17 protein-coding genes and 4 pseudogenes are annotated in these 16,637 nt (G+C 68.9%); 9 read left to right on the top strand and 12 right to left on the bottom strand.

Annotated elements, in window-relative coordinates; all coding sequences use genetic code 11:
* Window positions 1-246: 246 nt before the first annotated feature.
* Entirely contained in the window at window positions 247-369 is a 123-nt protein-coding gene (locus tag CA983_RS48875) for a hypothetical protein (RefSeq protein WP_279628425.1), read from the bottom strand.
* A 40-nt stretch (window positions 370-409) separates the two neighbouring features.
* Window positions 410-670, bottom strand: coding sequence for a chaplin family protein (locus CA983_RS07310; protein ID WP_244206707.1), 261 nt, complete (start codon window positions 668-670; stop codon window positions 410-412).
* Between the two features lie 377 nt (window positions 671-1,047).
* On the opposite strand from CA983_RS07310, the gene CA983_RS07305 reads away from it, so the two are divergent.
* Complete coding sequence (locus tag CA983_RS07305) at window positions 1,048-1,722, top strand: lytic polysaccharide monooxygenase auxiliary activity family 9 protein (RefSeq protein ID WP_483027211.1); 675 nt, start codon at window positions 1,048-1,050, stop codon at window positions 1,720-1,722.
* A gap of 291 nt (window positions 1,723-2,013) precedes the next feature.
* Here the strand turns inward: CA983_RS07305 and CA983_RS07300 are convergent.
* Window positions 2,014-2,532, bottom strand: a pseudogene (locus tag CA983_RS07300) (transposase); the annotation flags it as partial.
* On the opposite strand from CA983_RS07300, the pseudogene CA983_RS07295 reads away from it, so the two are divergent.
* From CA983_RS07295 to CA983_RS07265, 6 genes and pseudogenes are all read left to right on the top strand, one after another.
* Window positions 2,527-2,667, top strand: a pseudogene (locus CA983_RS07295) (IS5/IS1182 family transposase); the annotation flags it as partial. The pseudogenes CA983_RS07300 and CA983_RS07295 overlap by 6 nt on opposite strands.
* A gap of 941 nt (window positions 2,668-3,608) precedes the next feature.
* Window positions 3,609-4,304 (top strand): ester cyclase, encoded by a 696-nt coding sequence (locus CA983_RS07285; protein ID WP_086600048.1) that lies wholly within the window; start codon window positions 3,609-3,611, stop codon window positions 4,302-4,304.
* Between the two features lie 542 nt (window positions 4,305-4,846).
* Entirely contained in the window at window positions 4,847-5,071 is a 225-nt protein-coding gene (locus CA983_RS07275) for a hypothetical protein (RefSeq protein ID WP_086600047.1), read from the top strand.
* 253 nt (window positions 5,072-5,324) lie between these two features.
* Entirely contained in the window at window positions 5,325-5,498 is a 174-nt protein-coding gene (locus CA983_RS44955) for a hypothetical protein (protein ID WP_341866653.1), read from the top strand.
* Between the two features lie 19 nt (window positions 5,499-5,517).
* On the top strand, window positions 5,518-5,970 hold the full coding sequence (locus CA983_RS07270; protein ID WP_341866652.1) for a universal stress protein: 453 nt from the start codon (window positions 5,518-5,520) through the stop codon (window positions 5,968-5,970).
* Between the two features lies 1 nt (window position 5,971).
* Window positions 5,972-6,376: pseudogene (locus CA983_RS07265) on the top strand (peroxiredoxin-like family protein); the annotation flags it as partial.
* A 54-nt stretch (window positions 6,377-6,430) separates the two neighbouring features.
* Here CA983_RS07265 and CA983_RS07260 read toward each other — a convergent pair.
* From CA983_RS07260 to CA983_RS07220, 8 genes are all read right to left on the bottom strand, one after another.
* On the bottom strand, window positions 6,431-7,927 hold the full coding sequence (locus tag CA983_RS07260) for a vanadium-dependent haloperoxidase (protein ID WP_244206706.1): 1,497 nt from the start codon (window positions 7,925-7,927) through the stop codon (window positions 6,431-6,433).
* 377 nt (window positions 7,928-8,304) lie between these two features.
* Window positions 8,305-9,189 carry a cytochrome c biogenesis CcdA family protein gene (locus tag CA983_RS07255; protein ID WP_086600044.1) on the bottom strand — a complete coding sequence of 295 codons (885 nt, stop codon included), beginning with the start codon at window positions 9,187-9,189 and terminating at the stop codon, window positions 8,305-8,307.
* 6 nt (window positions 9,190-9,195) lie between these two features.
* Window positions 9,196-9,771: a redoxin domain-containing protein gene (locus CA983_RS07250; protein ID WP_086600043.1), complete on the bottom strand. Its 576-nt coding sequence runs from the start codon at window positions 9,769-9,771 to the stop codon at window positions 9,196-9,198.
* Between the two features lie 111 nt (window positions 9,772-9,882).
* On the bottom strand, window positions 9,883-10,584 hold the full coding sequence (locus CA983_RS07245) for a Crp/Fnr family transcriptional regulator (protein WP_244206703.1): 702 nt from the start codon (window positions 10,582-10,584) through the stop codon (window positions 9,883-9,885).
* 176 nt (window positions 10,585-10,760) lie between these two features.
* Window positions 10,761-11,246 (bottom strand): hypothetical protein, encoded by a 486-nt coding sequence (locus CA983_RS07240; protein WP_086600054.1) that lies wholly within the window; start codon window positions 11,244-11,246, stop codon window positions 10,761-10,763.
* Between the two features lie 90 nt (window positions 11,247-11,336).
* Window positions 11,337-12,167 carry a class I SAM-dependent methyltransferase gene (locus CA983_RS07235; protein WP_086600041.1) on the bottom strand — a complete coding sequence of 277 codons (831 nt, stop codon included), beginning with the start codon at window positions 12,165-12,167 and terminating at the stop codon, window positions 11,337-11,339.
* On the bottom strand, window positions 12,164-13,732 hold the full coding sequence (locus CA983_RS07230) for a radical SAM protein (RefSeq protein WP_086600040.1): 1,569 nt from the start codon (window positions 13,730-13,732) through the stop codon (window positions 12,164-12,166). Before CA983_RS07230 ends, CA983_RS07235 begins: the two co-directional genes overlap by 4 nt.
* Window positions 13,733-14,049: 317 nt before the next feature.
* Window positions 14,050-14,505 (bottom strand): MauE/DoxX family redox-associated membrane protein, encoded by a 456-nt coding sequence (locus CA983_RS07220; RefSeq protein WP_086600039.1) that lies wholly within the window; start codon window positions 14,503-14,505, stop codon window positions 14,050-14,052.
* A gap of 202 nt (window positions 14,506-14,707) precedes the next feature.
* Between CA983_RS07220 and CA983_RS07215 the strand changes: the two genes are divergently transcribed.
* Entirely contained in the window at window positions 14,708-15,661 is a 954-nt protein-coding gene (locus CA983_RS07215) for a DUF3179 domain-containing protein (RefSeq protein ID WP_244206701.1), read from the top strand.
* Between the two features lie 177 nt (window positions 15,662-15,838).
* A complete protein-coding gene (locus tag CA983_RS07210; RefSeq protein WP_244206712.1) occupies window positions 15,839-16,351 on the top strand; it encodes a hypothetical protein in 513 nt (170 codons plus the stop codon).
* Window positions 16,352-16,472: 121 nt separating this feature from the next.
* Here CA983_RS07210 and CA983_RS47690 read toward each other — a convergent pair.
* A pseudogene (locus tag CA983_RS47690) lies at window positions 16,473-16,628 on the bottom strand (helix-turn-helix domain-containing protein); the annotation flags it as partial.
* Window positions 16,629-16,637: the final 9 nt, after the last annotated feature.

Below are 16,637 nucleotides of genomic sequence, written 5' to 3'. Positions count from 1 at the left end.
GTGTTGCCGAACGTCGGGTTGCCGACACCGATGACGTTCGCCTGCGCTGCACCTGCCGGGGCCAGCGCGGCCCCAGCCGCCGCGCCCACCGCAGCCGCGCGCACACCCACCCGACCAGCCACCGCCCGTCGCTCCTGCGTCCGCACACCCATTGCTACTCCCTCTGCCTGGAACGATCAAAGCCTGCCGAAGACACACCCCCGGCATAGAAGAGGAACGCCCCTACTCCCAGACGCGTCACTCCCATCACCCAATTGGCAGAGCAAGGGTGATGATCAGCTCCGTTTTGTACAGGCCGATCTGGGACTCCATGAGCGCGTTGTCCAGGACATCACCGACGGTGCCGACCGAGGCGTCGATGCCGACCAACGCAGGCGATGCCCTGGGCCGCGAAAGATGGGGTCATGATTCACATGATGCAGATGATGCCGCTGTTGCCGCACCGGTTGCGGGGCAGACTCAGCGGCAGCCCTGCGGCGTTTGCCGTGCCGATACCGGAGGACGCGACGGTCGTCCCCTGGGCCTGGGCACCGCCCACGTTGGTGCAGGTGTTGCCGAACGTCGGGTTGCCGACACCGATGACGTTCGCCTGCGCTGCACCTGCCGGGACCAGCGCGGCCCCAGCCGCCGCGCCCACCGCAGCCGCGCGCACACCCACCCGACCAGCCACCGCCCGTCGCTCCTGCGTCCGCACACCCATTGCTACTCCCTCTGCCTGGAACGATCAAAGCCTGCCGAAGACGCACCCCCGGCATAGAAGAGGAACGCCCCTACTCCCAGACGCGTCACTCCCATCACCCAATTGGCAGAGCAAGGGTGATGATCACCATGAGCGCGTTGTCCGCATCGCCGGCCAGGCGCACCGGTCCAGGCCGCATCCTCCTTTTCCGGTCCCGCGAACAATTCTGACTCCCGGCTCACGGCAGATTCCCTGCTCGCCACCCACCCCTGTAATCAAGTCCGTCTGCTTCATTGACATCTCACTCGGAAGACCTGACTTTGGGAGCGCTCCCATAACAGTCTCGCAACTGGAAGGAGTCCCCCCATATGCGCAACCAGAACCCGTTAACCGGGCGCTCGATGGCGTCCCTCCGCCGGCCTCTCCAGGCGCTCGTCATGCTGTTCGCCGCGGTTGTCGGCGCCCTCGCCTGGTCAACCCCCGCCCAGGCTCACGGCACCGTCGTCGGCCCCGCCACCCGCGCGTACCAGTGCTGGAAGACGTGGGGCAACAACCACACGAACCCGGCCATGCAGACCCAAGACCCCATGTGCTGGCAGGCCTTCCAGGCCAACGCCGACACCATGTGGAACTGGATGAGCGCGCTCCGCGACGGCCTCGGAGGCCAGTTCCAGGCACGGACCCCCGACGGGACACTCTGCAGCAACAACCTCTCGAGGAACGCCAGCCTGGACAAGCCCGGACCGTGGAAGGCCACCACCATCGGCAACAACTTCTCGGTCCAGCTGTACGACCAGGCGTCCCACGGTGCCGACTACTTCAAGGTCTACGTGAGCAAGCAGGGCTTCAACCCCAAGACCCAGACCCTAGGCTGGAGCAACCTCGACTTCATCACGCAGACCGGCCGCTTCGCCCCGGCACAGAACATCACGTTCCCCGTCCAGACCTCCGGCTACACCGGACACCACATCGTGTTCGTGATCTGGCAGGCCTCGCACCTCGACCAGGCCTACATGTGGTGCAGCGACGTGAACTTCGGCTGAGCCGCAAAGCACCGCACACGGCACCGGCCTCTGCCGGGCGCCGGTAACCCGCCACCCGGCCGACCGAGCCCCGTCGGGGCAAGGGCCCATTTGGTCGCCCTGCTCCGACGGGGCTTACTGCGTTCCTCACTTGACTCTGTCGGGGATCTTGAATGGTCGGGCTCAACTGCAGATGATCCGCCAGGACTTCGATCGGGGGATCTCGTTCTGGTCCAGGAAGGTCTGGAAGGCGGTCGGCGGTCTCGGCGAAGAGGGTTCCTCGTCGCTGAGAGATCGTTTTCTCTCGTTGCTTCATCCCGGTATATGTTTTGGATCCTTTGATGTCGGGTCGCGCCAGGAGATGGTGGCCTCGCCGGTGAGGCGGCGGGCCATCAGGTCGGTCATGGCGATGTGGATCATGGCTTCGGATCGGGTGGGGCGGGTTTCGTAGTCGCGGGCCAGGCGGCGGTGGAGCATGAGCCAGCCGTAGGTCCGTTCGACCACCCACCGCTTGGGGATCGGGGTGAACCCCTTGGCCCCGCGCTTGCGTTGAGTGATTTCCATGTCGATGCCGAGGCTGGCGGCGTGCTCGACGAGGTGCTGGCGGTAGCCGCCGTCGACCCACACTTTGCGGATGCGGGGATGTTCGGCGGCGACCTGGTCCAGGAGTTGGGTGCCGGCGATGGAGTCCTGCACGCTCGCCGCGGTGACCAGCACCGCGAGGAGGAGGCCGATCGTGTCGGTGACGATGCTCCGCTTCCTCCCGACGATCTTCTTCCCGGCATCGATGCCCTGGCTGGTGGCGAGCACGCTGGCCGCGACCGCTACCGCCGCCGCAACGAGGTTGAGCGGACCATCAACCGACTGAAGAACTCCCGTGCGGTCGCCACCCGTTACGACAAGCGGGCTTACGTCTTTCACGGCACCGTCACCGCGGCAGCTGTCCGCTTATGGCTTCGGCCGTGATCCGCCACCATCCTTCAGACGCTTGAGGGATCGGCGTGGTCCGGGCTTTGGCGGGGCCGCAGCAGTTGGCTGAGGACGATGAGGAGGAGCCCAGCGAACAGGAAAGCGTTTCCACCGAAGAAGCGGACCTCCCAGGAAGCCCTCGGCAAGATTCGAAAGTAGAAGAGGCTCTGCAGAAGCACGGATGTGCCCGCAAGCAGGGCGCCGAGTCCGTGGAGCTTCGGCCTGGTGACTTGGCGACGCACCGTGGGCGCGACCCACCCTGTCCGTAGCGTCCAGATTCCCAATGCGATCGCCAGCAGTCCCAAGAAAGCGCCCGTTCCTACTACCCATGCCATGGTGCCGCTCCGCTCCGACCGCTGGCAGGCCAGAAACGCGAGTTACGCCTGGCCCGAAAATGCCCTCATCATCGCTGGAGCTGGTGGTGCCTGACCATGCCGGTGACAGGCAATCTCCAGGCTTCTCCACTGCCGTCTGTGTGCCGTCTGCTTAAGATCCGCCGGACAGTGCCTAGACGGCGCCTTGCCATCGACGCTCCTAGCGGTGGTGTACTCGGCTGTGTCGCAGGCGTCGGCGTACGACTCTGCGCAGCCTCCGCAGGGGACGTGCGGAGGACGAATGGTTTGGAACCGAGGGATCAGCTTTGCCATGTCCGCGTCCTCGGGATGGCGCCACCGGCCCTGGCGGAGCAGCGACGTCAGCTGCACAGGCAAGACCGGTCCACGGGCGTTCGCGTTCCCCATGGCGGACGGCCTGTCACGCCCGCCGTCGATCATTGTTCGGGTCAGGTTCTTCAGCCCCGGATCAGCTGGCTGAAGCGCCAAAGAGGCACGCTCCAGAGCTGCTCTGGAGGGACGGAAGAGGCAAGGGCGAGAGGTCGGGTATAGCCTGAAATTACTCCATTAGTTGGCATGCTTCGCTCATCGCACGGGAGGGGCTTTATGACCTTCGTCCAGCTCATCGACTGCAAGACCAGCAATGTCGATCAACTCAACCGGCTGATGGACAGCTGGGTCGAGGCGACCCAGGGCAAGCGGACCGCCACGCACTCGATCGTCGGGCGGGACCGCGCGGACTCCGCCCATGTCGTCGAGATCGTGGAGTTCCCGTCGTACGAGGAGGCGATGAAGAACTCCAACCTCCCCGAGACCAACCGCATCTTCGAGGAACTGGTCGCCGCCTGCGAGGAGACGCCCACCTTCACGGACCTCGACGTCGTACGGGACGAGCAGCTCAACAAGCTCGTCGTCCGTCGCTTCTTCGACGAGGTCATCAACGCCAAGAACCTCGACCTCGCCGACGAGCTGTGCACCGGCAACTACCGGGAGCACGACCCCGCCCTCTCCTCCTACGACGTGGACCTAGCACAGGCCCAGCGGGAGAACGGCGAGATCCTGGACGCCTTCAATCCCCGGCTCACCGTGGAGAGCGTGATCGCCGAGGGTGACCTGGTGACCTGCCGGATGACTTTCCAGGGCCGGCACACCGGCACCTACCAGGGGCTGGAGCCCACCGACCGGGACGTCGCCGGAACCGGGCACGCCACGTTCCGCTGCCAGGGCGGCAAGATCGCCGAGAGCTGGTGGAACTGGGACGACCTCGGGCTGCTGCGGCAACTGGGGGCCCTGGAAGCCTGACCCATCCCAGAACCGCCGTCGTGGGGAGCCGCCCGACGCCTCCGCAACGCGGTCGCGTGGACAACGGGCCGAGGCCAGCGATCCGCCGTCCGGCGGGAGGAGCCGGTGCAGCCCGCCGCGCCGTCCGCGGCGGCCCAGCGGAGGCGTGCGACGGTGTGTGCGATGCGGATCCGGCGCCTCACGGGCGTAACGCGGTGACGAGCCAGTAGCGGCCCATCAGGTGCACGCCGCCGTCGACCTGATAGGTGCGGAAGGCGTCCGCCGCGGCCTGCCGGGCGCGCTCCTCTGCGGCGGAATCGGCGTCCGCCTCGCGCAGCCAGTGGCGCAGCGGGCCGAAGCCGCACGCGGCCTGATCAAACCCTCCGGACCTCCCGTCGCACCCCAGTACGGATCCCCGTCCGCACCCAAACCGAAGGCAGGAGAGAATCACTCCGTCGAAACGGACGCGGACGGACGGCTGACCGAGAACATCCAGGCCCGGCCGTCGGTACCGCCTGCTAACTGACGGCCCCTGCGGTCGGCCGGGCTAGGGGGAGAACGGCATGAGTAGAGTTCGACGCGTATTACGCCTGCTGGAAGGGCTGTGCGCGGTCATCGCGGTGCTCTATGCGACCCTCTTGGTGCTGTTCACCAACTACGACGCCCTGCTGGTCACCTACGAAAACGGCAACCTCGCCTCGACGATTATGGTCTTCGCGGGGGCGTGCGTTGCCGGGTGGGCCTGCGCCTGGTGCGCTCCCCGCGACGCCCCCCAGTTGGGCTCGTAATCGCTGGTGCGTGCGCCGTTGGCTTGTTGACCGTGATGTGGTGGGCAACCCGCCCCACGGCGGACGTGCAGCATGTCACGCCCACCCCGGGCACCGAGCGCTCCTGGCACTCGCAGCCCCCCAACGGTACTCCGGGCACCGTTCCCCCTCCGGCCCCGCCTACCGCCGGACCGTAGTCAGCCCCAGTTGGAGCCCTCGGCCGCCGCATCAGCGACCGAGGGCTTCGCCATGGGGCAGAGACGGCAACCCGCGGGTGGCGTGGACGTTCTGCCAGGAGGCCCTGCCCGGCGACATCGCCGACCTTCAGGGCGGCACCAACGGAGAGGGCGTCCACCTCGGCACCATGGCCGGCACCCTCGACCTCGTCCAGCGCGGCATCACCGGCCTGGAGACCCGCAGCGGGGTGCTGTCCTCGTCGGGCCGGTGAGACAGCCGAGGACGAACACCTGACGGACAGCGACGGGAAGCCGTCGCCCCACACGCCCTTCCGCGACGTCGCGGTCGCCGTCGACATTGACGGCACCTGCTACGAGGTCCTGGAGTTCGCGTTTCACGTCGCCGAGATGCGCCGTGCGCCCCTGCACGCCGTACATGCCTGGCATGCGCCGTACTTGCACGGCATGCCGGACGCCGAACGCGCACGGACCAGGGCGGAAGCGGAACGGAAACTGGGGGAGCTGCTCGAGCCGTGGCGCGAGAAGTTCCCCACCGTCTTCGTCAAGGAAGACCTGCACGAAGGGCGACCCGCCCATGTCCTCGTCAAGGCCGCAGCCGGAGCGGGCCTGTTGGTGGCGGGCTACCGCATGCGTCGCGCAGCGATCAGCGCGCACACCGGACCAGTCGCCCGCGCTCCGATCCACCACGTGCGCGAACCGGTTGTGCCGGTCCCCCACGAATGACTGGTGCCCGTACTGCAACATCGCGCTGCGCTCGCTCCAGCAGCACCACGACGCCATCGCCGCGCGTTGCGCCCGGCTGGTGGCCGTCTCCCCACAGATCCCCGAGGAGTCCCTGTCACTGACCGAGAAGCACCAGCTGGCCTTCCATGTCCTCAGCGACATCGGCTTGGACACGGCCAAGCAGTACGGGCTCGCCTTCGACCTGCCCGGTGACCTGGCCGCTGTCTACGACCGGCTCGGCTTCGACCTCCAGCGCGTCAACGGCGGCCACGCCCGCACCCTGCCGTTGCCCGCCACCTACGTCATCGACCGGGCTGGCACCATCCGCTGGGCCTTCGTCGACACCGACTACACCCGGCGCGCCGAACCGGCCGACATTCTCACCGCCCTCGACGCGCTGCGCTGACCGTCCTGGTGCCGCGGGACCCCCGCGGCACCAGGCTCGGCCGGTCCGGAGCGGTCAGATGGCGAGGGTGGTGCCGTCGAAGCGGCTGAGGGTGAAGACCGCGTCCTCCAGCGTGGCCTCCTTGGCCTCGCGCAGGAGGCCGATGGCGATCTCCTCACCCAGTCGGACGGCCTGGGTGTAGTCGGTGCGCCAGTGCACGCCGGCCATGTTGCGGCCTGTGGCGATGTTGGCGGCGACCTTGTTGAGCTCGCCGCCGACGGTGAGCCGGTCGGCGTCCGGGCCGGTGTATGGCTCCAGGGCCGTGCCGTCCGTCGTGGGGACGACCGGGTCCGCCAGGATGTGCGACTCGTCAAACCATGCCTTGAGGATGGTCACGCAGGCCCCGGCGACCGTGGCGTGCCCGGAACCGTACGACGGGTGGGTCGGGCTGCCTTCCGGGAACGCCTGCGGCAGCAGGTAGCTGCCGTGCTTCTCGAAGACCCGCTTGACGGCGACGGAGTCCAGCACCCCGGAGTCGATCGGGTACTCGCGCTGCCCGCGCAGCTGCTGGTGCACGCGGCCGCCAAACTCCTCCGGGCGCAACCGCCGGTGCACGTACCACTTCTGGAACCACACCGCCTTCAGCGCGCGGGTGGCCACCTCGGTCACCAGCGAGAGGATGTGCGGGCCGCCGTACGTCCCGAAGCCGATCTGGTTGCGGGAGAAGCGGTACGGATTGCCCGCGTCCACCGGCGCGTTGTCGCCCAGCAGGATGAGCGCGGCGTTGAGATACGCCTCGTACAGCGCGTCGAAGTGCACATAGTGCGCCAGGTCGCGCGGGGTCTGGATGTAGCGCCGGGTGGCGAAGTCCCGCTCGTCCGGCTCGGGTTCGGACCCGTTCTGCACCTCCAGCCAATCGCCCCAAGTGGTCAGATGGTCGACCGGGCGGACCAGCGTGTCCTGCCGCTGCGGGATCAGCAGCGTGCCGTACGGGATGTCCTTGAGCAGGAACTGCGACAGGTACGGCCCGGCCAGATCGCCCCGGGTATCCCCGCGGAAGATGGTCTGCGGGGTGACCCGACCGTCCAGCTTCGGCGCGCGGAAGTCCTCCAGCCCGCTCAGTTCACCGGCCGCCTCGGCGACCAACTCGCTGTCACCGAACCGGGTGAACAGCACATCGCGGCACAGCGCCATCCAGTACAGCTCGACCGCCTCGGCGGAGTTCTGCGCGCTGTCGATGCGCGGCGCGGGCGGCATGGACAGCGCCTGGGCGTCCGGGCCCTGCGGGTCGAAGGCCAGCCCGGCCTGCGGGTTGACCAGCTTGCGGGTGTCCGCGAGCGGGATCCGCTCGAAGTCCTCGTAGCTGCCCGTGGCCAGCGCCCGGCGCAGCAGGTGGTACGCGGCCGGGTCGACCTCTCCGAACTTGTTGTGCGGCAACGCCTTCGAGTAGTTCGCGACGAACGGGTGGTCCGTCTCCTCCCCATTGGCGGCGTGGACCGGTATGTGGCGCTGGAACTCCGCCTCGGCGGCCCGGACCCGCGCATCGCGCGCGGCAAAACGACGATCACTCATACGAATACCCCCGTATTCCCCCATGAGTTGTGCGTGACATCGCACTCATCACATGAGACATCAGGCATCAAGGAATCGTTGCGCGATAAAGGGCAATCAGTGATATCTGCACATCTGCGAGACCGCATTCCTCCTCAGACGGTGCTCACCACGGTGACGAGCCAGTAGCGGCCCAACAGCCGCACGCCGTTGTCGCCCTGATACGAGCGGAAGGCGTCCGTCGCGGTCTGCCGGGCCGCTCATCCGTCATGGAAACGGCGTCCGCCTCGCGCGGTCGTGGTGGTCGGCCCCGTGCCGGTAGACAGTCCCGAGAGGTGCGCTGGGGCGCGGGCGGCTTTGTCGAAGTCACGCGGGATGGTGAATGGGAATGCGGCCGGCTACGGGGCGGGCGCGCTGCCGGGCTCGGCCGACTCCCGGTCTGCCGTGCGGGGGTGTCGGCGGCGGAGGGCCACGCCCCCGATCAGCAGGGCGGCGAGGACGGCGGCAAGAACTGCGGGGCCGGTTGCGTCGAGGGCGTCGGCGAGGGTGCGCTGGATCGTGCCGGCGGTGTCGATGACCGGGTCCTGGGTGGCGGGGGCCCGTTGGACGCGGATCTCGTACCAGCCGTAGTAGGCGACGTAGGCGCCGACCAGGAGCAACAGGCCGCCGCCGGTGCGGGAGGCGAGCGCGCCGAGGCGCCGCAGGCGGCCGACGCGGGCGGTGCGGGTGAGGGCGAGGGACAGGGCTGCGGTGCCGACGATCAGGCCCATCCCGGCCGCGTACGCCGTGAACAGGGTGATGCCTTCGAGGGTGGATCCGCTGCGGAAGGCGGAGACGACGATGGCGAGGAAGGGGGCGATGGTGCAGCCGAGGGAGGCGATGGCGTAGGCGGCGCCGAACAGGGCCATGGACGGCACGGAGCGGGTGACGGTGGGGGCTCGGCGGAGTTTGGGGAGCAGGGCGGGCAGGTCGCGGCCGGCCAGGAGCCAGCCGCCGACGAGTGCGAGGAGGAGCCCGAAGCCGATGGTGAACCAGGGCAGGTGCTGTTGTACCTGCCCGGCAACGGGGGCGATTGCAAGGCCGAACAGGGCGAACACCGCGGCGAATCCGGCGGTCATCGCGGCCGTCGCCACCAGCGCGCGGGCGACGGCGGCCGTGCGGCTGGGTGTGTCGTCGCCGAGCACGAGGAGGGAGAGGTAGGCGGGCAGGAGGGCGAAGCCGCAGGGGTTGACGGCGGCGAGCATGCCCGCGGTCAGGGCCAGGGCGAGGGGCAGGTCGGACATCGTGGTTCAGCCGACGAGTGGGTTGAGCTTGTCGGCGAGTCCCTTGCCGGCCGGGAGGCTGCCGGTGAAGACGGTCTTGCCGTCCTTGTCGAGGACCACGTACACGCTCTGCTGGGTGATCTCGAACTTCTTCCAGATCTCCCCGGCCTCGTCGGAGAGGTTCGGGAATGCACCCACCTTGGTGTCCGTGACGAAGTCCTTCATGGCCTGCTCCTTGTCGAGTCCGGCCACCCCGATCACGTGCGCCTTGCCTTCGAACTCGGCGGCGACCCTGGCGGTTTCGGGACCCTGGGCTTTGCAGGTGGGACACCACGGTGCCCAGAACCACAGAACGGTGGGCTTGCCCGCCAGCGTGGCCGAGTCGAAGGGCTTGGCGTCCACGGTCGTACCGGTGAACCGGAGCGCCTGGGGGACCGCTGAAGTTCCGGATCCGTCCTGTGCCGCCGTCGAGGAGCCGGAGGCTGAGGGACTGGATGCCGCTGCGGTGCCGCTGGAGGACGTGTTGTTGTCCTGGGTGCCGCAGCCGACCAGGGCGAGCGCTATGACGGCCAGAAGACTCGGGAACAGCAGGCGGGCACGCATGAAAGGCACTCCTGGTGGCGGCGGTCGGCGATCGGCAGTTGGCAGCCGGCTGAACTGTAAGCCGAGCCGGGGGCGGTCGGGCTGGGGTGCGGTGCTTACGGATTGGTGACGTCAGCCCGCGTGGTCGGCGAGGCGATCTGGGGCGAGGACGGTGATGCGGCCGCGGGCGAGGCGAATGAGGTTTTGGTCGGCGAAGTCCCGCAGCACCTTGGTGGTGGTCTCGCGGGAGGTGCCGGCCAGGGCGGCGATCTGCTGGTGAGTTAGCGCGATCTGCGGGCTGCGGGCCCCGAGCACCCGGGGGCGGGTCTCGGCCGCGAGGGTGAGCAGGGTGGTGGCGATGCGCTGCGGCACGGACTTGAACACGCTGTCGGACAGGCGCTGTTCGAGGTCGGTCAGGCGCCGGCCGAGGATCTCGGTGATGCGCGCGGAGATCCGTGCGTCGGACAGCAGGAAGCGGTGGACGTCGGCGCGGCTCATGACGCAGACGGTGACGTTGTCGAGGGCTTCGGCGAAGTTGTCGTACATCCGCTGCCCGAGCAGCACCATCTCGCCGAAGATGGTGCCCGGGCTGATGATCGCGCAGGTCAGGGCGCGGCCGTCGGCGGAGACCCGGAAGATCCGCACCCGGCCTCTTTTGAGGATGAACAGCACCTCGGAGGGCTGGGAGGGGGAGTACAGCAGTTCACCCGTGCTGTAGGTCTTCATGGGCGCGGCGGCGGCGATGGCGTCCATCTCCGCTGCGCTGAGATCGCGGAAGATGTCGACCTCGGAGATGCACCAGGTCTTCTCGGCCTCGTCGCCTGCGTGGTTCATGTGGTGTGGTTCCTCGCGTCGTCCCGGTGCCCACGGCGGGGGCGCGGCGCCCCATGCCGGACGGGCCAGCGCGCCCGCGCTGCTGGCCAGACAGTAGTCGTCCGGGGCACCGAGGAGAGGTTCAGCGCCCCGGAGCGGTGAGCCGGGACCAGGTGTTGACGCCGGCGGTATCGGTGTCATGCCGCGGTCCTGTCGGTCCGCCTGCCCGCCAGCTGTGCGATGCAGGAGAAGGTGAGTCCGGCCAGGAGGCCGAAGACGAGGTGGCCGCCGAGGCTGGAGGCGGTGACGTCGTTCCATTCGAAGACGGGCATGCCCAGGTTGGCCGGCATGATCCACAGTGCTCCGAGGAACCACCACACCGCGCCGTAGACCAGGCCGAGTACGACGGCGGGAGCGACGCGCTGGGCGAGGTGGCCGAGCATGACGCCGAAGGTGGTGCCGGCGAACAGGGCGATCGAGAGGTGGACCAGCCAGCCGACGACGGCGTTGGTCGAGCCGAGCAGTCCCGCGACCATGGTGATCATGGCGGTGTCCATCATCGGCCGGGAGACCGACATCCAGATGCCGAACCCGATGCCGCCGACCAGTCCGGCCGCGGCGCCCCAGACGGCGTGGACCGGGATCGCGGCGGTCTTGAGGGATGCGTGTGCTGCGGTGACCATGGCGATCACCCCATCCGGTGGGTTTCCCTCTGTCGCTTTCGGTGTCGACGCTAGGTCGCATGGCACGGGCAGGTATGTGAGCGCGCTTACCTACGCACCGGTAGTTCTCCTCTCGGCGGTCTTGGGTGTGCGCTCGGCGATGAGCAGGGCGTAGCCGAGGACGCCGTCGGCGACGGCCGTGCGGGCCGCTTCGAGGACGGCGGGGGCGGCGTCGAGGTCGACGCCGACGTCGGTGAGCTTGGCCGGTGCGGTCATGCGCAGCAGATTCAGCCGGGCCTCGATCTGGTCGACCATACGCAGCAGCGCCGGGTCGTGGCGCTCGGTGCGCAGCGTGCGCAGACCCGTGGCGGCCAGGATCTCGTCGTACTCGTCCAACGGCCGGGCATCGGCGATGCAGGCGATGCGGGCCCCAAGGCCGGTGAGTTCGGGAGGAAGGTGTTCGGCGTCGACGGTGACGTCAGTGATGCCGAGACGACCGCCCGGCTTCAGGACGCGAGCGAACTCGGCAGCCGCTCGTGCCTTGTCGGGAAAGGTGCACAGCGCGCACTCGCACACCACCGCGTCGAACACGCCGCCGGGGTAAGGAAGCTGCTCGGCGTCTCCGGTGGTGAAGCGCGCTCTGTCGGCGAGTCCCGCGGCCTGCGCGGCGCCCTGGGCGAGGGCAGTGTTGGCGGCGGAATAGTCCACGCCGTCCACCTCCACACCATGGATCCCGGCAAGGAGCAGGGCGGTGGTGCCGCGGCCGGAGGCGACGTCGAGGACCCGCCTAGCCGGGGTGAGGGCGAGGCCGTCGGCGAGACGGCGGGTCAGGGCGGTGCCGCCCGGGTGGTAGGAGTCCCCCAGCAGCAGAGCGACGACGTCGGAGGAGTATGCGGCGGCACAGCACGCCTTGAGCTCATCGCCGGCGGACGGCTGGGTCATGACGGGGACTCCTCTCCAGCGGTGCGGGCGGTCTTCGACCCGTACGGCGTCGCGGTGAGACGGTCGGCGAGCGGCAGCGCGTTGGGCACGACCTGGGCGACGGGCACGCCGGACATCTGCGCGCGGACCTGTTCGCGGTAGCCGACGGAGTTGTACGCGCAGAACGGGATCAGCCGCCCGTCGGGGGTGATCTCCTCCACGCAGCACTTCATCAACTGTTTGACGTTGAGGGTGTAGGGGTCCTGGAAGTCCTGCACGACGATCATGAACGCCTTGTCGTTCAGGTCCTTCACCGCCTGCGGCAGATCGATGCCGCACGCGTCCGTGCAGTCCAGTGCCTCCGCGGTCGCCCGCAGTTTCTCCTCGGTGGTGGCGGTGCCCATGAAGGCGGAGGCCGACCACAGCTTCTCCAGGGCTTCGCGGATTCCGGCGTCGGGCATGACGCGGTTGGTGACGTAGTCGAGGTAGTCCTCCACGTTCAGCAGGCGGGGGATGGGGACGACGGTGCGGTTGCCGGGCTCGCCGTCGACCAGGAGGTAGGTGATGGAGCGGCAGGTGGGGAAGCAGCAGGGGACGGGGAAGAAGTCGCCCTTCTGGAACCAGCCTGGCCGCTGCTGATTGATCAGCTTGATGACGTCGGGGTTGGTGAGCCGCTGCAGCGGGTCGAACTCGACGTGCCGGCCGGAGTGGGTGACAGGCTGGAAGGCGACCGAGCGGACGGCGGGGTGGTCGATGCCGTACTCGATGATCGCCCCGAGTTCGTGCTCGTTCAGGCCGCGCTCGACGGCGGCGACGAGGGTGACGGTCAGCCCGGCCTCGGCGCAGTTGTCCAGCGCCCGCTGCTTGAACGAGCGCAGGTCCCGGCCCCGGATCTGAAGGTGGGTGCGTTCGTCGAAGCCGTCGAACTGCAGGTAGATGTTCACCGAACGGCCCGGCACCTGGTTGCGCTTGGCGAGTTCGGCGACGAAGTTCTTGTCGGTGGCCAGGCGGATGCCGTTGGTGTTGAGGTTGACGTTCTTGATCGGGCGGGCCTGGGCGAGGCCGATGAAGTCCAGGATGTGCTTGTGGATAGTGGGTTCCCCGCCGGAGAACATCACCACCTCCGCCTCGCCTTCGGAGGCGACGAAGGCGTCCAGCATCCGCTCGCACTGCTCGTGCGTGATGGAGTAGCCGTCGCTCTGGTGGCCGGAGTCGGCGAAGCAGACGGGGCAGTCCAGGTTGCAGCCGGTGTTGACTTCGATGATGCCCAGGCAGGCGTGCTGCTTGTGTTCCGGGCACAGCCCGCAGTCCGACGGGCAGCCGTCCTTCACCTCGGTCTGGAAGGTGAGCGGGATCGTGCCGGGCTTGTTGAAGCGGGCCGAGGACAGGTACTCCTCGGCGTCCCCATAGACCAGCGCCTCGAACTCGCCGTGGTCCCGGCAGCGTTTACGCAGATAGACCTTGTCGTCACGGACGTTGACCTGCGCGTCGACGGGCGTCTTGCACATCGGGCAGATGGACTTGGTGAACTCCACGAACACCTCGTCCCGGTCGACCTTGCGCCGTGGCGCTGGGGTCTGGGTCATCGCCGGACTCCTCTCCTGTGCGGTGGTCTCCATCGTTCAGCGGGCGTCGCGGGTCCGCAGCGTCTTTGTTTGTGGCGGAGCCGGGACGGGGGCACCGATCCCGCCGTCCGGTCCCACGACGGCGGGCACGGCACCACAGGACGTAGACGGCCCCGGTGAGGAGCACCACCGCACCGACCGTGATCAGCCACGGGTTACGCAGCACCCCGCCGACGGCGCCGAGCGCCCCGCCTGCCCCGACGAGCGGGCTCGCGCAGCACGCCATCATGAGCAGCCCGGTGCCCACCATCGCCGCCACACCGCCCCGGCCGGATCGTTCACGGGATGCGGACATCACCCCTCGCCTTCACTCCGGCAGCTGGTTCCCGAGCGGCAGTCGTGCGGGCGCCGCGCAGCAGCAGCCCCGCATAGAGCAGCGTCAGGGCGTCCTGGAGCAGGACCAACCAGCTCAGCCGCTGGGTCAGGTGGGTCCCGAAGCAGCCGCAGTTGGGCACCGTCAGCCCGCGCGTGTACGCCTGCACGGCCAGCACCGTCCACACCACGGACACAGCCGTGTACGCCCACACCGGAGCCGGGGCCTTCGAGCGGGGGCGGGCCAGGAACCAGATCCCGCACACCAGCTCGCCCGCGATCAGTGCCACGGCCAGTACGGTGGCGGCGCCGCCGGTCATCAGTCCGTAGGCGGACAGGATGGCGGGCATGTCGGGGAAGGAGGCGAGCTGGCCGATGGCCATCGCCGTGTACACCGTGCCCAGCACGATCCTCAGCACCATGGTCCGAACGTAGGCCCCCGCGCGGGGCGAGAACTGTAAGCGCGCTCACCGAACTGCTGTCCCGTACGCGGGACCATGAGAAGTGCGAAGCGGTGTTCGCCGCGCGGCATTGCCGGTGTCCCCGGAAAGAGTCGGGAGGTGCCAGGTGAACGGTCAGCAGTCTCCTCACCCGTCAAGGCGGCAGGCCCTCAAGGGTGCGGGCGTGATCGGGGCAGCCACGGTCCTGCTGGTGGGCGGGGGTGTCATCGGCTGGCAGGCACTCTCCGATCGGCCCTCCGAGCCCGTGACGGCCGTGCAGCCGGGCCAGGACCCGTCACTGGAGGCCCTGGCCGGCGCCGCGGTCTCCGGTGGACCGGGCAAGGACGGCATTCCCTCCATCGACAAGCCCGACTTTGTCCCGTCCGGTGAGGCGGACTTCCTTGCCGACGACGAGCCGGTGTTCGGCCTGGAGTATGGCGGTGAGGTGAGGGCGTACCCGCAGCAGGTCCTGGTGTGGCACGAGATCGTCAACGACACCGTTGGCGGCAAGCAGCTCGCGGTCACCTACTGTCCGCTGACCGGCACGGTGATCGGGCTTGCCGCCCCGTCCGGCACCCAGGATCTGACGTTCGGCACCACCGGACGGCTCGTCAACTCCAACCTGCTGATGTACGACCGGCAGACCGGCTCCGAGTGGCCCCAGCTCCTCGGCACCGCCATCAGCGGACCGCTGAAGGGCACCAGGCTGGACACCGTCCCGCTGGTGTGGACCACCTGGAAGCAGTGGCGGACCGCACACCCGGACACCGAAGTGCTCTCCACCAAGACGGGGGCGCTGCGCAGCTACGGCTCCTACCCGGACCGCAGCGGCTACTACGCGGGCGGCGGCCCGCTCTTCCCCGTACTCGCCACCAGCGACCGCTTCCAGGACAAGGACGTCGTGATCGGCGTACGCGTCGGCACCGAGCGGCTGTCGATCCACAAGGACCTCGTCCACAAGGCCCGCACCGTGCGCGCCGACCTCGCAGGCACGCAGGTCGAAGCGCGCTGGGACGACCAACTGGGCACGGCCCGGGTCGTTCAGCGCGCCGGCGAGCGGTGGGAGCCGGCGGACTTCCTCGACTCGATGTGGTTCGCCTGGTACGCGTTCTACCCGAACAGCCAGGTGCGGCAATGAACTCGCTCGTGTCAGCCCTCACGAAGGCCGGCGACGCCTGGGACGCGGCCGTGGCCGCCGTCGCGGCCACCCCTCGCCGCGTGCGGGCAGCCCTCGGAGTACGCCGCCATCGGCGGGCCGCGCTGATCGCCGCGGCCGTCACTCCTGGTGTACCTGTTCTCCATCGGGGACCTCGCCGTGTCTGCCTCGGGCCGGTTCACCGGCGCCTCCGTCTTCCAGGCCGCTCCCGATCAGCTGTTCAGGGCCCGGGCGCCGTACCTGTTCGAGCCGGTTCTCGCCTGGCATCCCTCTGGGCATGTGGCGGTCTTCGTCAGCCCGGTCAACCTGCTGCTCGGCACGGTTGTGGCCGCGCTCGTCGGGTGCAATATCGCCGTTGCCGCGTTCGCTGCCCGGCAGGCCGCCTCCTGTCGGCGCACGCGATACGCCCGGCTCCTCGGCGTTCTGCCGGCGTTCCTGCTCGGGTTCGCCTGTTGCGTGCCGACCTTCCTGCTCGTGATCGGCACCGGCGCAGCCGCGGCGCTGCTGCCGGTGCTGATCCCCCTGCGCCCGGTCTTCTACCCGCTCACGCTGGTGATGTTGATCGCCACGGTGGTGTGGGGCGCTTCCCGGTCCGGCCGATCGGCCGGACTCTCCGGCGGCGCCGACGGCCCCACCTACGAGACATCCCCGCAAGCCCCGGGTACGCAGTGACGTCCTCCGTGAGCCGGGGTCGTCGCCCCGGGCCCGGGCCGGTCGCCCAGCCCGTCGAGGCCCTCGGCCTTGACCGGTGCAGCCGGCGGCGCACCGTCTCGGGGTGGCAGCCCACCTGGGCGGCAATGGCCGCCGGCCGCGTCCCGTCCCAGCTGGCCTCGATGATCCGGGCACGCTGGATCCAGTCACCCGGGGTATGCCGGGCACCGGCCAGCCGCCGGACCTCACGCTCCTCGTTCTCGTCGCGCGCAGCCCGCGCGAACAGCAACTTTGGCATGGCGCAAGC

The sequence above is a fragment of the Streptomyces swartbergensis genome, from assembly GCF_002148965.1.
In the GTDB taxonomy this organism is placed as follows: domain Bacteria; phylum Actinomycetota; class Actinomycetes; order Streptomycetales; family Streptomycetaceae; genus Streptomyces; species Streptomyces swartbergensis.
This window is presented reverse-complemented; position numbering and strand designations above follow the sequence as displayed.